The organism is Agaribacter marinus, assembly GCF_030160655.1.
GTDB classification, from domain to species: Bacteria; Pseudomonadota; Gammaproteobacteria; order Enterobacterales; family Alteromonadaceae; genus Glaciecola; species Glaciecola marina.
Genome location: NZ_BSOT01000005.1, coordinates 1,811,365 through 1,827,246, shown reverse-complemented (window position 1 = coordinate 1,827,246; position 15,882 = coordinate 1,811,365). Strand labels below are relative to the sequence as shown.

General features: G+C 41.8%; 13 protein-coding genes. 2 read left to right on the top strand and 11 right to left on the bottom strand.

The window, feature by feature from the left end:
* Positions 1-20 precede the first annotated feature (20 nt).
* Positions 21-746, bottom strand: coding sequence for a MipA/OmpV family protein (locus tag QQK00_RS09635; RefSeq protein ID WP_284217265.1), 726 nt, complete (start codon positions 744-746; stop codon positions 21-23).
* Between the two features lie 372 nt (positions 747-1,118).
* Between QQK00_RS09635 and QQK00_RS09630 the strand changes: the two genes are divergently transcribed.
* On the top strand, positions 1,119-3,224 hold the full coding sequence (locus tag QQK00_RS09630; protein WP_284217264.1) for a TonB-dependent receptor plug domain-containing protein: 2,106 nt from the start codon (positions 1,119-1,121) through the stop codon (positions 3,222-3,224).
* Between the two features lie 108 nt (positions 3,225-3,332).
* Positions 3,333-3,986, top strand: coding sequence for a class I SAM-dependent methyltransferase (locus QQK00_RS09625; RefSeq protein ID WP_284217263.1), 654 nt, complete (start codon positions 3,333-3,335; stop codon positions 3,984-3,986).
* Between the two features lie 92 nt (positions 3,987-4,078).
* Here QQK00_RS09625 and QQK00_RS09620 read toward each other — a convergent pair whose 3' ends face one another.
* The 10 genes from QQK00_RS09620 to nirD form a co-directional block, all read right to left on the bottom strand.
* Positions 4,079-5,296: an alginate export family protein gene (locus QQK00_RS09620; RefSeq protein WP_284217262.1), complete on the bottom strand. Its 1,218-nt coding sequence runs from the start codon at positions 5,294-5,296 to the stop codon at positions 4,079-4,081.
* 107 nt (positions 5,297-5,403) lie between these two features.
* On the bottom strand, positions 5,404-6,267 hold the full coding sequence (locus QQK00_RS09615) for an ABC transporter ATP-binding protein (protein ID WP_284217261.1): 864 nt from the start codon (positions 6,265-6,267) through the stop codon (positions 5,404-5,406).
* A 28-nt stretch (positions 6,268-6,295) separates the two neighbouring features.
* Positions 6,296-7,222 (bottom strand): ABC transporter permease, encoded by a 927-nt coding sequence (locus QQK00_RS09610; RefSeq protein WP_284217591.1) that lies wholly within the window; start codon positions 7,220-7,222, stop codon positions 6,296-6,298.
* 102 nt (positions 7,223-7,324) lie between these two features.
* Positions 7,325-8,728, bottom strand: a complete 1,404-nt coding sequence (locus QQK00_RS09605) for a CmpA/NrtA family ABC transporter substrate-binding protein (RefSeq protein WP_284217260.1) — start codon at positions 8,726-8,728, stop codon at positions 7,325-7,327.
* Positions 8,729-9,033: 305 nt separating this feature from the next.
* Positions 9,034-10,071, bottom strand: coding sequence for a CmpA/NrtA family ABC transporter substrate-binding protein (locus QQK00_RS09600; RefSeq protein ID WP_284217257.1), 1,038 nt, complete (start codon positions 10,069-10,071; stop codon positions 9,034-9,036).
* 3 nt (positions 10,072-10,074) lie between these two features.
* On the bottom strand, positions 10,075-10,680 hold the full coding sequence (locus tag QQK00_RS09595) for an ANTAR domain-containing response regulator (protein WP_284217256.1): 606 nt from the start codon (positions 10,678-10,680) through the stop codon (positions 10,075-10,077).
* Between the two features lie 161 nt (positions 10,681-10,841).
* Positions 10,842-11,888, bottom strand: a complete 1,047-nt coding sequence (locus tag QQK00_RS09590) for a glycosyl transferase family protein (protein ID WP_284217255.1) — start codon at positions 11,886-11,888, stop codon at positions 10,842-10,844.
* On the bottom strand, positions 11,885-12,766 hold the full coding sequence (cobA, locus tag QQK00_RS09585) for a uroporphyrinogen-III C-methyltransferase (protein ID WP_284217254.1): 882 nt from the start codon (positions 12,764-12,766) through the stop codon (positions 11,885-11,887). The genes QQK00_RS09590 and cobA overlap by 4 nt, the downstream gene beginning before the upstream one ends.
* Positions 12,766-15,531 (bottom strand): nitrate reductase, encoded by a 2,766-nt coding sequence (locus QQK00_RS09580; RefSeq protein ID WP_284217253.1) that lies wholly within the window; start codon positions 15,529-15,531, stop codon positions 12,766-12,768. Before QQK00_RS09580 ends, cobA begins: the two co-directional genes overlap by 1 nt.
* On the bottom strand, positions 15,531-15,875 hold the full coding sequence (gene nirD, locus QQK00_RS09575; protein ID WP_284217252.1) for a nitrite reductase small subunit NirD: 345 nt from the start codon (positions 15,873-15,875) through the stop codon (positions 15,531-15,533). Before nirD ends, QQK00_RS09580 begins: the two co-directional genes overlap by 1 nt.
* Positions 15,876-15,882: the final 7 nt, after the last annotated feature.

Below are 15,882 nucleotides of genomic sequence, written 5' to 3'. Positions count from 1 at the left end.
TGAGGTGTAACCAACGGCGCTTAAAAAACATAGCTCACACTTAGTACATAGCGCAAGACATTTTGACGTGCCGTAATCGGACTGTCGTCAATGCTTTTTGAGTAATGACTGAGTGTGAGGCCAGTGGTTAAAAGCCAATGTTCATTTACCGGGTATCGTCCACTGATCTCGAATTCCCCTCTGTAGCCTGCACTAGGGGTATAAATTGGTCTGCTGTCTGAAGATTCACCTTGTTCAATACCAAAATAGTATTGGTTCATGTTAGCAGAAAATAATGTTGCGCCAGCGCCAAGTTGTAAATCCCAATTTCTTAAGTGATAGGTTGATGTATAAAAGCCATCGAGTACCCAACCATGGTGCACGCCATCTAATATGTCTACCCCAACACTAAACCAATAAACGTCATTGTTGCGGTATCCGGTATATCTTACCCCTTGAAGTAAGTATGCATCACGGGGTTCGATACCCTCTAGTTCTTCATTTAATTCTTCGAAAATGACACCCGCGTTGTTTTCATCAAACGGATTAATATACGAGCGGGCTAATAAATCAATGTCGTAGGTGTCTTCAGACACTAGTTCATAACCAAAATCAGAGGATTGCAATTGGTAATTAAGGCGATGTCGGTTAGATTCAATAAAAAAGCCTTTGTAATAAAGGTCTAAAATTAAGGAACCGCCAAAGTAATCAGATGTTTCTTTTTGTTCAGCGCCAACGAGATTTGATGGATCAGAGATAATCGCCACAGCGATTTCTACGTTCCATTGAAATCCGTCGTCTTTTATTACTTCTGCGTTCGATACACTCGCAAACAGTAATATTGCGACTGCTGTGAGAAATGTGCTTAGTTTCGCTTTGATGTTGATTCGCTCGTTTTTACCTATCTTTAATATGTTAGCAATATCGCTAGCACATATATATATAGTTAACCCTCCAAAATGTACACATTTTGTAAGAAATCTTACCAAATCCTACAAAATGATCGACAGCACACACATTGGACGAGCAAATCGCTAAAACACTTACAAAGCCAAAACATTTGAACAACAGTTAAGTAATAAGCAAGAAGATAGACTGTGCTCCACATATTTCGTTCAATATATTTAGAAAGGAGTCTCATGCGTTATTCAGCTATTTCACTTATTGTTATGACGACATTTTCAATATCTACCTTATTAGCGGTCTCTTCTGGAGTGGTAAATGCTGAAGAAGTGAACGTCGTTAAGCCTGATCACGCGGCGCAAAGTGCAAGACCTAATCCAAGTACTAAAAAAGTTGAAAAAATCAATATTACTGGCAATCGAAACCGGCCAAATAGTGAACCAACAGAACAAACGCAGCAATTGCTTGCAATTGCAGGTATAGATAGCGATCCGCTTGCTGCCGCCTTTAGTTTGCCAGGTGTGATTTACGGCGGTGGCGATTTTGGTGGTGAACCAGCCATCCGTGGTTCCTCTCCAGACGATAACAGTTTTTTCGTCGACAACGTGCCGGTCGATTACATTTTTCATTTGTTTGGCGATAGCATTTTTAACAAAAATATCGTGCGTACATTTGACTTGCATTCAGCAGCATATGGCAGTGCATATTCCGATGCTACCGGTGGCGTGTTTGACGTAAAATTACGAGACCCTCGAAAACAACCAATTAAAACCACGTTTGACGCAAGTTTTCTGAAAGTGGGTGTGTTTACGGAAGGCTCGTTAGCTGAGAATCAAGCATTCTATTTTTCTTATCGACATAGTTTATTGCAGTTTTTCTTTCCTGAAGGTAAAGAAGAAGACGGCGTAAAGGTTTTCGAGGCACCAATAAGTGATGACTACCAAGGCAAGTACCAGTGGTTAGTAGGAGATGACCATAAAGTGACTTTTGCGGTGGGCGGTGCAAGTGACAAATTAGGCTTAAGTATTTCAGAGCAGAGTGAAGAGGGAAGAAGCGACCCAGACATTGTTGGAGATGCGTTTGCAAAAACATCATTCGACAATCAAAGTCTTACTTGGGATTACTTTCCGAATCGCACGGATCAGTATTCGCTACTTGTATCGCATCTTGCTGAACAGCAAAATGAATACTTCGGTGATGAGCAATTTGTTAAGGTGGATGAGGATGCTTGGGTGCTTCGTGCATTCGCACAAACGAATAGGTTTCCAAGCCATAGCCTGAAAGCTGGTGTAGATGTAGAGAATCGAGCGATTGACTATGCCATCGATTTAATCCCGTACTTTTGTACCGAGCAAACAAATAATTGTGTCGACCAAAAAGGCGAGCGTATCAACGATAAAGACGCGCTTGACGTAAAGGTGATGGCTTTATACTTGGAAGATATTTGGACAATTAATAGTGATTGGCAGTTAACAAGTGGACTGCGTGCAGAGAAGGAGGATTATTCTGATTCAAGTTTTGTTCATCCTCGCGTTCGTTTGGATTGGATGCCCACAAATAAGCTTGCGTTTCATATGCGCGCTGGAAAATATAGCCAATTGCAAGATGCAGAATATACGGTAAGAATTTTAGGTAACCCTGATTTAGATCCTATTGAGTCGTCGCAAGTTGCTCTTGGCTCTGATTGGTCTATCGTTGACTTGTGGTCATTGTCTGGCGAAGTTTACTATAAGGAACTCGAGAAGTTACCCCGTTCGCTCGATATTGAAAATGATCCACTGAATCTTCGGTATACAAATGAAGTGTCGGGCGAAACGAAGGGGATAGAATTGTTGCTCGAAAAAGCAAGAGGTAACGAAAATTGGCACTCATGGTTGTCATTAAGTTGGTCTACAAGTGACCGAACAGATGGCGTAACGAACGTGACCACACCTTACAGGTTGGACACGCCTGTTGTCGTTAATTGGGTTTACAACATGGATATATCTGAAAAGTGGTCTTTTGGTTTGCGTTATACATTTAGAAGCGGGGCTCGGTATTCGCCCATTGTAGGCATAAAGCCAAATCCAGATTACCCTGAAAATTTCGTGCCAGTATATGGTGAGCTGAATTCAGAGCAACTGCCTAATTATAGCCGTTTAGACATTCAAGCAGATTATGCGACAACCTTTTTTGGAAAAGAAGCGTCCTGGACGTTTGCTTTAATAAATGCACTAGGACAACAAAATACCTTTGGCTATTATTACGAGCCAAAGGAAGACGACACGCTCTCTAACTACAAGATAACGCCAGAAGAAGGGATTGGTGTCTTTCCGTCCATTGGATTTTCAGTAACCTTTTAGCATGTGCTGATTTAGGTAGTATGAGACGTCAATAAATTATCTGCTCATTGCTTTGTTGATTGACTATTGAAATAATCGCCGAAAATACAATGAGCAATTTTACCGCTAATGTTAAAACAACCTTGTCCATTATGCGCTGCAACGGTTTGCGTTTTTTATTTCAAAGATAAAAAACGCGAATATTTCCAATGTGAAACATGTAAGTTGATTTTTGTTCCTCGGTGCTTCCACCTATCGAAAGCAGAAGAAAAAGCGGAATATGATAAACACGAAAACGCAATAGATGATGAAGGGTATTTGCGATTTTTATCCCGATGTATTTCGCCATTATTAAGCATCATAAATACTTCGCCTAGTGTTTATAAAAAAGGGATAGATTTTGGCTGCGGGCCAGCACCAGCACTTGCGCATGAAGTCAGGCGGCAGGGGTACGATATGTCTATTTATGATCCTTATTACTTTCCGGATCACGAGGCCATACAAAGGAAGTATGATTTCGTGACATGCACCGAGGTAGTCGAACATTTTAATGAACCGGCAATTGATATTGCACAACTATTTTCATTGCTTGCAGAGCCCGCGGTCTTGATAGTAATGACTAAGTTGGTCATCAATAAAGAAAGGTTTGCGTCATGGCACTATAAGAATGACCCTACTCATGTGTGCTTTTACTCAAAAGAAACGTTTGAATTCATAGCACTGCAGCACAAAGTTGCCGTCGAATTTATTGGTAGTGACGTGATCCTATTTGTTAATGGGTAATTTGCGTATTGGACACAAAAAAGCGGTGTAAATGTTACACCGCTGTTTATAAGCTAAGATCGATTACAATTAGAGAATGCTAAATTGTATGATTAGAATTTAGTGCTTAACCAAACCCATAGCTTATCCGTATCTACGCCTCTGTCTTCAGCAGAAAACGCAGCATATTTTACGGCTAATGTATAATTTTTAGCAACTTTAGTGACGTACTGAAGGTTAATTTCGCTACCAAAATCGTCTAGGCCTTCTGTTGCACTGTCTGCGTCAAATTTATGGTAAGCCGCTAGCCATTTACCACCGGCAACTTTACCGGCTAGTGTAAAGGTTAAGTCCTTCAAGCCTTGTGCAGGTGTGCCTAAGAATTGGTCAGACCAACCGTTAAATTTGTGCAATGTAGCTAGTGGCGTAGCAAATCCTGCTTGCCCATTGTCAGAGCCTAGTACTTCGTAACCTACTTTAGCCGTGATACCAGAAAATACCGCGCCACCTTCTAAGAAAAGGTAATCCGTATCAAACTCGTTCGCACCGCTTTCACTAGATTGCTTAGCATACTCCGCGTGATAAATAATTTTAGTATCGCCAGCTTTGCTGCTACCTGCGTATTTCAGACCAAAAGTGTCTAAGGCATTAGTGTTTTCACCAGGATTGTCTACTTCTAACAAGTATCCGTAACCAACTAATGAACCTGAGCCTAATTTATAGCTCGCTCTGAACAAATGGTCAGATGAATCAAGGTCACGTTGTTCTGCAAAAATACGGTTACGTTGCGTTAAGTAAGAATACTCAAAAGATAAATCTTTTGTGGCAGAGTATTGAAAACGCACACCATCAAAGGTTTGTCTGTCTTGCCTCCAACCAACGTGACCAATAAATCTATGTCCGTCATGCGTGATGACCTGGCGACCAACTTTTACAGAATATTTGTCGTTTTTGTACTGCACGAAACCTTGGTCTAATTCTGTGTGCTCAGGGTCGGCAATGACCGAATACTCTCCCGGCTTAAAGCCAGTAGGAGGCACTGAGTAATCGCTTTGACCCAACACAATGCGGTTGTCTTCAAACTCTACAAGTGCTGAAAACCCGCCGATTTCACCCGTTTTATAGCCTAAACGCGTTCGAAGGGTTAATGCAGTAGCGTCGCTAAGCGCGTTGTCTTGTTCTACTCCTTCATAACGCAAATTAACGTTACCAAATGCTTTACCACTGATCAGTGCATCATAGACAGTTTCGTTAGCTTGGGCAGACTGAATGCCACCAAGAAGAGCTGTAGTTACACAAACAGCTAACGCGCGTTTTGAAAATGTGTTCATAATTGTCCTCAATGAAATATTAATCGCCCCTTGTCATATTGTTATGTCGCAGGGCAGTGTGTTTCTATTAATGTTGAATGTATGTGTAAGTTTGTATCTATTTACTATTACGCTGCTGAAGATGCATCTTTTGCTTTTTCTTCAGTGGCGCTTTCACGCTTTTTTTGGTGATCAGCCACGTTTTCTACTTTGCGTTGTTTTTCGTATAAGAAGCTCAACACTTCGTGTCTACAATGATTATAGGCTGGATCATCGGCAAGCGTAATACGATTTCGCGGCCGTGGTAAATCGACGTCAAGGATTTCACCAATGGTTGCAGATGGCCCATTTGTCATCATTACAATACGATCTGACAATAACACGGCTTCGTCTACATCGTGGGTAATCATTATTACTGTATTGCCCAGCTCAGCATGAATTTCCATTAACGAATCTTGAAGGTGAGCACGTGTTAGCGCATCTAGTGCGCCAAATGGTTCGTCCATGAGTAGTACTTTGGGTTCCATAGCAAGTGCCCGCGCGATACCCACGCGTTGTTTCATACCACCAGATATCTCAGACGGCAATTTATCTTTTGCGTGTGTCATGTGCACAAGTTCAAGATTGTGTTCAACCCATGCACGCATTTCTGCTTTATTGCGACCTTGGCGAGTTTGTTTAACCGCGAGCTCAACGTTTTTGTATACGCTTAACCAAGGTAAAAGAGAATGGTTCTGAAACACAACTGCGCGCTCAGGACCAGGTTCATTTACTTCAGTATTGTCAAGGATAACGCCGCCATCAGTCGCTTTGTATAGCCCCGCGACGACGTTTAACACCGTAGACTTACCACACCCAGAGTGACCAATAAGTGAAATAAACTCGCCTTTCTTTATTCTTAAGTTTACGTCAGTAAGTGCTACGAAATCGCCTTTTGGTGTTGGGAATTTCATACCCACTTGCGTAAGTTCTAAATGATTGTCAATATCCATAATTTTTCCTTAAGCAGTGCTGTGAGTACTAGCGTAATTCTACGCTTTTGTCCCAACTAACTTTTTGTTGTAAAAGTAACATTAAACGGTCAAGTAAGAATCCAATGATACCGATGGTAATTACTGCGACCATAATACGTGCCAGTGAGTTAGAGCTACCGTTCTGGAATTCGTCCCAAACGAACTTACCTAAACCAGGGTTTTGCGCCAACATTTCTGCGGCAATCAATACCATCCAACCAATACCGAGCGACAATCTAAGTCCAGTAAAAATCATTGGAATAGAGGACGGTAATACGATGGTAATTACGTGGGCTAGTGGCTTTAGTCTAAGGACTTTTGATACGTTGATAAGATCTTTATCGATACTCGATACACCTACCGCAGTATTGATTAACGTGGGCCATAAACAACATAAGGCAACTGTAAAGGCGGACGTAACAAATGATTTAGAAAACAGCGGGTCATCACTTACATATACAGCACTAACTACCATGGTAACTAGTGGTAACCAAGCCAGTGGTGACACCGGCTTGAATATTTGAATGATAGGATTCAAAGCTGCATAGACTGACTTACTAAGCCCACAAGCTATACCCAGAGGCACCGCAATAATAGATGCTAAAACAAAACCGACTGATACTGTGTAGAGACTTGTCCAAATTTGTGCAAAGAAGGTCGGAGCACCTGTATATACACGCACTTTGGGCTCGTAACTAGGATCTTGAGCAAGCCGTTTGGCATTGCGGTCTTCTTGGCGTTTGTAAAAGGCTTCCGCTTTTTCAGATTCGGCCTTGTGTTCTTGCCATAAAGCACTCGCCTGGCTGGCTACTTGACTCGGGCCAGGGAACTGGCCGAGTGACGTATCGATATTCTTGGCTACTAAACTCCATAGCAATACGAAGAAGGCTAATCCGAGCGCAGGTAGAATAAAACTCATTGCCAATTTATTCATTTTTTCACCCGAAAATTTGCTTTTAACGTTGCTAAAAATAGAGCTTACGTTGCTTGTGTTAGTTGAATCTATCATTGGATGACTCCTATTGCTGTCATCAGATTAAATTTTGTCGTCGCCTTTTAAACCAATCGCAAACTGTTCTAAATATGCATTTGGTTTTGAACCGTCAAACGTAATGTTGTCAATAAACTCAGTTTGCGGTGCTTTAAAGCCTGTCTCAGTGCCAAAATCAGGGAAGTCAGCAGCTTTCGCTTTGCCTTCTTTGATAAGCGCTTTTGCGGCAATAGAGTATATGTCTGGACGATAAACGCGTTTAGCCGTCTCCATGTACCAATCGTCAGATTTATTGTCAGCGATTTGTCCCCAACGGCGCATTTGAGTCAAATACCAAATAGCGTCACTGTAGTAAGGGTAAGTTGCGTTGTGACGGAAAAACACGTTGAAATCAGGGATTTCACGCTTGTCACCCTTTTCAAACTCAAAGGTACCGGTCATACTGTTTGCGATAACTTCTTCGTTAGCACCAACATACTGGCTTTTGGCAAGGATTTTTACTGCTTCTGGGCGATTAGCATTGTTATTTTCATCTAACCACATTGCCGCACGAATCATCGCTTTAACAACGCGAATATGTGTATTTGGATTTTTCTTCGCCCAATCACTGCTTACACCGAATACTTTTTCAGGGTTATTTTTCCAGATTTGGTAGTCAGTGATAACTGGTACACCAATGCCTTTAAATACTGCTTGTTGGTTCCAAGGTTCACCTACGCAATAACCATAGATTGTGCCAGCTTCCATCGTCGCAGGCATTTGCGGTGGAGGTGTAACGGATAACAATGCGTCAGCATCAATTTGACCACTTGTGTCGCCTTTATGCGGTGCGTAATAACCAGGGTGAATACCACCTGCAGCTAACCAGTAACGTAGCTCATAGTTATGGGTAGATACTGGGAAAACCATTCCCATATTAAAAGGCTTGCCTTCGGATTGATATTTTTCTACAACAGGTTTGAGTGCATCTGCTTTAATTGGGTGCACGGGCTTACCATTTTCATGAGGAATATTCTTCTTCATTTCGGCCCATACGTCATTTGATACGGTGATGCCGTTACCATTTAGATCCATACTAAACGCAGTGATAATGTGTGCTTGAGTACCAAAACCAATTGTTGCACCTAGTGGCTGACCTGCCAACATATGTGCACCATCAAGTTGACCGTCAATAACGCGATCGAGTAGTACTTTCCAGTTTGCTTGCGCTTCTAATGTGACATAAAGCCCTTCATCTTCGAAGTAACCTTTTTCATAGGCAACTGCAAGTGGTGCCATATCTGTAAGCTTGATAAAACCAAACTTCAGTTCTTCTTTTTCTGGCCAGCCCAATTCTTCTGCATTAACAGACACCGAAAGAGAAAGTGCTGCGGTACAGGAGATAAGTAATGTTGATACTTTCGACCCAACTGATAATAAGTTGTTGGAAAGTCGTTTGTGCAATTTCATGTTTCAATCCTCTAAAGCCAAAAAAAAAGCCCAGCAAGACATCTCAGGATATCTTGATGGGCTACAATGCCGTGGTTGTAAAAGCATCTTTGCAGATACAACCTAAATTTTAGTTATTAGATTTACACAGGGGTGTAAACTCATCTAACTGATAGCATCAAACGTGCCATTCTTTAAAAGTTATTAAAATCAGATAGATAGCTCATTCATACTAATAATGGGATGTATTGACACTGTTGATAATGGTGCAGGGCGCACAACAACGGTGATAAATTAACCTTTTGTTAACGTTAGACAAGATTTGCTCATGCGTTTGCGTTTAAGATTTCTAATAAATGCGCTTTGGGCACTTCGTTATGTATCTGTTTTGCACTCAACATATGCTTTTGAAGTAAAATAAAATCTTCAACAATAGAATTTTCCATACTATTTACATCTAGTGCACCAAAAACGTTATATAAAGGCAGCTCTCGCGGCGCAGTATTAGGTTTAGTCAGGCAACTACCGAGCAAAGACGGTGCAACGACTTCTAAAGGTGTATCTAAATAAGCCGTTTTAGAAAGTATTAAAGCGGCCTCAAATCTATTTGGCAAAATACTTAACCACTGACAAGTTTCTTTTATTGCGGAAATGATGCGCTCAAATAATTCAGGGGTTTCGTCAAAGCGCGACTTTAAGATACCTAGTACTTTTTCTGGTGCATTGCCCCAGATATCAAAAGAGGTAGTTACCGTTATACCGACGCCAGCGCGGACTGCTTTGGCGTTCCATGGACTCCCAACACAAAAACCATCGATGTCGTTGTTTAACATGGCATCAACCATATCTGCAGGCGTGATAACGTGAATATCCACATCTTCCATCTGAATCCCGCCTTGTTTCAGCCAATCTAAGAGTTGGTAGTAGTGGCAACTATAGGGAAAGACATGCGCTAATTGTAGTTTCGATTTTCCAGATGACTTTCTACTTTCTATAATTGGGGCCAGTAATTTAGCTGAGAGAGGGAATGAGATTTCGGATAATCCATTCTCGGCAACAATGTCATCGACCAGGTTATTGGATAAAGTAATGGCATTGCCATTTTGGCTCATGATGAGTGGAGCAATCACTGCCGTAGGTTGGCAACCCAGGCCGAGAGAGCTGGCAATGGGCATTGGTGCTAACATATGCGCGGCATCTAACAAGCCTACATGCAACTTGTCCCGCAGCGTAGCCCATGAATTTTGCTTTCTGAGTTGAACATCGAGGCCTGCCTTTTCAAAAAAACCTAGTTCTTTTGCGATGATGAGAGGCGCTGCATCATTAAGTGGCATATAGCCAATGTTTAAATCGGGGCTAGACATCGTTTATCCTAATTTCATATTTTGCATTACAGCAATAAGTGTTTTTGCTACTTCTTCAAGTTTTTGCCCGGCATCCATCGCCATTTTCCGCATGCGTTTGTATGCGTCTTGCTCACTCATTCCACTTTGTTCCATTAGTAAGCGCTTAGCTTGATCGATGACTTTTCTGGCCTCAAGGGCTTGTTTTGTATCATCAAGTTCTTGTCGAAGTTGCTGAAAAGCATCGAAGCGCGCTACAGCTGCATCAAGTATGGCTCTGACTCTTGCTGGATCTGTATCGCCAGCAACATAAGCACTTACGCCAGACTTGACTGATAAATTAATGGTTTCTGTGTCTTCTTTTTCAGAAAACATGACCACTGGTTTGGGGTTAAAGGCAGAAATAGTATGCAAGCTCTCAAGCATGTCTCGGCTGGGGGATTCAATATCGATAACAATCATATCGGGTTGAAACTCATCCACCAATTTGAGTAGACCAAATTTCGGGCTGGTGATATGTTTTATGCAATACCGAGAATTATCCAAGGCCGATTGAATAGATTCAGCGCGCGCTTGATTGTCATCTATTAATAGGATTGAAAGTTCAAACTGTGCAGGATTAGAAGCCATTTCGTCAAAAAAATCCGATTTTGAAGCGTTGAGCAAAAAGGGTTGGTTAAAAATAAAGCAATATCTTTACCAAAACGCCAGTGCTCTTAATAGGCTGAATTATCGCTTCTATCTGCCATAGGGTCAAACAGTTTAGCCGTCAAGCGATCACTACTTGCACATCAATTGTGCAATGGCCACGCCTTGTTGCGTGAATGCCACAAGTTAATCGCTTTTTCTTTCGCGTCATCAAACGTGATATTGTCGAGCGCTATGAGTAAAATGGTTAAGGTGCCAATGACCGCTGCAAACGCATATTCAGTGTTTGGCACACTTTCTTCAGCCTTGCCTATGCCTTCAATATTGCCAGTGCACTTTAAGTTACCTGTGTCATCCTCACACCAAAAACGTTTAAGTTCTTGTACATTCATGGATTTTGGTTTTATTGCCCATTGCCCTAATAGCGCCGGACATTCAAGCATGTCCATCGACTCAGTTTTGGTCGTAATAAGTGTGAATGGGCGCTCAGGGTTGCACTCGTTTTCACCACCTTCGCCTCTAAATACTGCAATTCTAGGGTCTGCTAAAGTACAAGCAACCTTGCTATGTCGAGTATCTAAACCTTTATGATATACACCTTGCACGCTTACTGACGCCGCTAATGGATTTATCATGCGCGCTAAGGTATTGGCACAAGAGCGAAGCCCTAAAAAGGAACGCATTTGAATTAACTTATCTAAATTTGGATTCAAATAATGCAAGTTGGCATATGAAAAACCAAACATTTGTAGCTGTGAATCTATCTGTTTTGCGGTCGTTGCTGGTTTAAAACCAAATTGCTGCAAGACGTCTTCAACATAAAGGCGTTTAGAGTCGGGTTCTTGTGTACCATGTAAGAATATCTTTTTGCCTTGCTGTGCAAGCACGAAAACTGCGAGTAACATCCAAGGAATGTGACGCCTTTTACCTGCATAAACGGGTAGGTCTAAATCAATCGTTGTACTTATTTGGTCTTTGTGTGGATTGTGTCTTCGGCAAGCCTTAACAAAGCCCGCAATTTCTTCCACCGATTCTTCTCTATATCTTAGTAACATCAAAAATGCACTGATTTGCGCTTCACTGGCATCGCCTGACAATATATGGTTCATTGCACTTTCAGCTTCTTCAAGCGTTAAATATTGTCCTGCACCTTTTCCTCTGCCAATTTTCTTGATGTAGTCTTTTATCATAGATATAAAGTGTCGTTCTCCATAAGCAATTGTTCCACATTATGCCTTCTTTGGCAGGTGCGGCCTAGTACAATAATGCCCGGGCCTTCAATTGTCGTGTTTTTTACCCTATCAGCGAGGTTAGATACAGTACCGGTAACAAGTGTTTGATCGTGATACGTTGCACGTTCACAAAGCATCATAGGCATATCAGAAGGCATACCTGCATTAAGTAGGCGCTGACATATTAAACCGATACGTTTAACACCCATATAAAATACAGTGGTTTGGCTTTCAGCATTAGCAACGATATGTTGCCAATTAGGTTCGTCGCTTTCGTTCTGAAAACGCGCAGTAATGTATTGCACGGATTGAGAAAAATCTCTGTCCGTTAACATTACGCCGGTATAAGCTGACATGCCTGAAGCCGCAGTAACACCAGGGACAATTGCAAATGGAATATTGTTTTGTGCAAGTATAAGACACTCTTCAGAACTGCGCGCAAACAAACCAGGATCGCCGCCCTTAATTCTAACAACCGTTTTACCCTTAAGTGCATGCTCTGCCATTAATTCAGAAATATTCTTTTGGCGCATACTGTGCTGACCCGCGCGCTTCCCAACATATTGGCAAAGTGTCTTCTTACCCGCGAGTGATAAAATCTCAGGGTTTACTAGCGCATCATATAAAACGACATCAGCATGCTGAATTAAGCGCGCAGCTTTTAGTGTTAACAATTCAGCATCGCCGGGGCCAGCACCAACTATAAAGACTTTACCAGCACTGTTATTAGTAAGGGATTTGTTAGTATTTGCCTTAACGGTGAATTTTGAAATGACTTTGTCTAAGCCGCTAAATAAATTAATGAATTTGGTTTTTGATGGCGCTAAAGCTTTCATTAGACTACGTCCTCACGATCGGCAACCGTTGCTGTTAAGGTAGGTACTAACTTAATCGGAATATCTGTTGTGTGTGTTTGCACTAGTTCGGCTAACTCAGACTTACACGATCCACAATTTGTGCCGCATTGCAGGGCGTCGCCTAAGGCACTTACGCTTGAGCAACCGTTTGAAATAGCCTCTACAATGGTTTTTTCTCTGACATTAAAACAGCTACAAACCTGACGCCCTAAGGTAAAGCTTTCATCTGGAATGCCACGAAGTAGGGTGCCCAAATCTACATCATCTAGTTGTTTGTATACTTGCTGAGCTAACCAGTCTTGTTCTATTTCAATAACAGTATTGCTAAGTACAATAACCGTTTTTACAATGTCGTCCTTTGTTAGTACAACAACACTTAAATCATCTGTAATGCGAGAAAATACTTGGCAGTCTAGTGCGCTGTAATCACAAACGATTTTGTTGATTAGGCTATTTGCGGTCACTTTTTCTTGAGTCATTAACGCACGAATACAATCTACATCATCTCTGACTATTTTTTGCCAATGATCAAAGTGATGCGTTAAATCAAGGGCATCAAGTTTGGATTGAATGACTTGTATGTGGGTTAACGCTGGTACCTTGGTAATTTGAATGGCTGCATGCTTTAATTCGGGTTGACCTGATAAAGGATCCCTTGCATCGGTAAATAGACGCGCAATGGACGCGGATGATGCAAACGTTTGATTCCAATGAATGGGCGCGAAACACGTTTTTTCCCGTAATTTGTTATCAATTTTGACGGGTAGGCAAATCTGGGGTGCCTCACTCACTTGTGAACTAAGGTATACGGCTTCTCCTTCAATTACACCTAATGCGTCAGCATCGTTAGCGTTTATGTATAAACATGATTCGGCAATATGTTGTGTCAGTTTGCCCGCTTTGCCGGTGCGCGTCATTGTGTGCCATTGGTCGCGTAAGCGACCCGTGTTCAATACAAAAGGAAATGCGTCGGAAGTCGCCTGTTCAGGTAACCTAGGCAATATAGGCATAAATTTAGCACGCCCATTGTCAGTATAAAATTTACCGTCTGAAAATACACGTGCATTGTCTTTAGTGTCATCGCCTGTGAGAGGCCATCTGAAAGGCCGTAGGGTGTTATATTGATGTTTACTAATATGTTGGTGTGCTGAGATATTAAAATATCGCTCGTCATGATTATCGTGACCAGATAGGCCCGCATGTTCAGCGTACACTTCTGATGGGTGAGAAAAGTTAAACCCTTCGTTGAAACCCATCGTTTGAGCAAACTCACTGATAATTTGCCAATCGTGTTTAGCTTCACCGGGTGGAATTAGTAAACCCTGTTGTCTGGACACTCTGCGCTCAGAATTAGTGACGGTGCCGTCTTTTTCAGACCAAGCGGTTGCTGGTAATTTTACATCAGCAAACGCGAGGGTATCGTTTTTTTCAACAACATCTGACACAACGACTAGTTCTGCTTTAGCTAATGCACGTTCAATCTTATTTCTATTGGGCATGCTAACAAGTGGGTTTGTTGCCATTATCCATACGGCTTTTACTTTACCGTTTTCGATGGCATCAAATAAATCAACGGCTTTTAACCCGCCGTTGGTGGCAATAGTAGGGGACTGCCAGTAATTTTTAACTTTTTCACGATGTTTGGGGTTTTCAATATCCATATGCGCTGCAAGCATGTTAGCTAAGCCACCAACTTCACGCCCGCCCATGGCATTTGGTTGTCCAGTAATTGAAAACGGCCCTGAGCCTTCTTTACCAATTTTTCCGCTAGCAAGATGACAATTAATGATGCTATTTGCCTTATCTACGCCTGAATTTGATTGGTTTATCCCCATACTATAAAAACTAATGGCTCTGGGAGATGATACAAAAAGTGAATAAAAAGTACGTATATTGTCGATAGGCACGTCGCATAATTGTGCGACTTCTTCAACGGACAAGGTGGCACAAGCTAATGCATCGTTAAAACCATCTGTATGCGTTTCAATAAACGAGTTATCTAAGGCATTATTGTCAGCGATATACGCCAGTAGACCATTAAATAAATATGCGTCAGAACCCGGTTTAATGGCTAAATGTAAATCTGCTAATGAGGTAGTGGCATTTGCTCTCGGGTCGACATGTACGATTTTCATGCTTGGATTCAGCTTTTTTGCTTTCTCCATGCGTTGAAATAAGATTGGATGTGTCCATGCAGCATTAGAGCCGATAAGCACTAGCAAGTCAGTATTTTCTAAATCTTGGTAGTCACAAGGAACTATGTCCTCTCCAAATGCACGTTTGTATGCACTGACTGCTGACGACATACATAGGCGAGAGTTAGTGTCGACGTTGGCCGTTCCAAGGTAGCCTTTTGCTAGCTTATTGACAACATAGTAATCTTCAGTAAGCAATTGACCTGATACATAAAATGCTACTGCGTCAGGTCCATGCTCTTTTATGATAGTCGAGAGTTTATCGGCGATATGCTGGTAAGCATCTGGCCAACTGGCTCTCTTTCCATCAATACTTGGGTGTAGCAACCTATTTGATAAATCATTGGTTTCCAGCAAATTACTGCCTTTAACACAAAGTTGTCCAAAGTTAGCTGGGTGTTGACGGTTACCTTCTAATTTAGAAAGCGCTTTTTTACCGTCAGTTGTTTCATTTACTGTGACCTCGACACCACAACCAACACCGCAATATGGGCAGGTGGTGTGGCATATTTTTTCGGAGGTAATAGTATTGCTTACACGTGCATTCATTAGTTAGCGCCAGTACCTATTTGAACACTATTACCTTGCACACGCACAGGCCATACTTGTAGCTTTTGATCAGGTGATTCGATACATTCGCCACTGGCTAAATCAAAGTGTTGCTTATATAGAGGCGATGCAACGACTGTCTTATCACCGATGCTTCCGATAATTCCGCGGTAGATTACTTGCGCTTTACCTTGTGGGTCAAAGTTGTCTACTGCATAAATACCTGCGTCTGGCGCCGTACCGACTTTAAATATCGCTATTTGCTGTCCATTTAGGAGTGCACATACACCACTATTAATCACTAAATCGTCTGTTCCACACACATTGTGCCATTCAATACTCATCATAAAC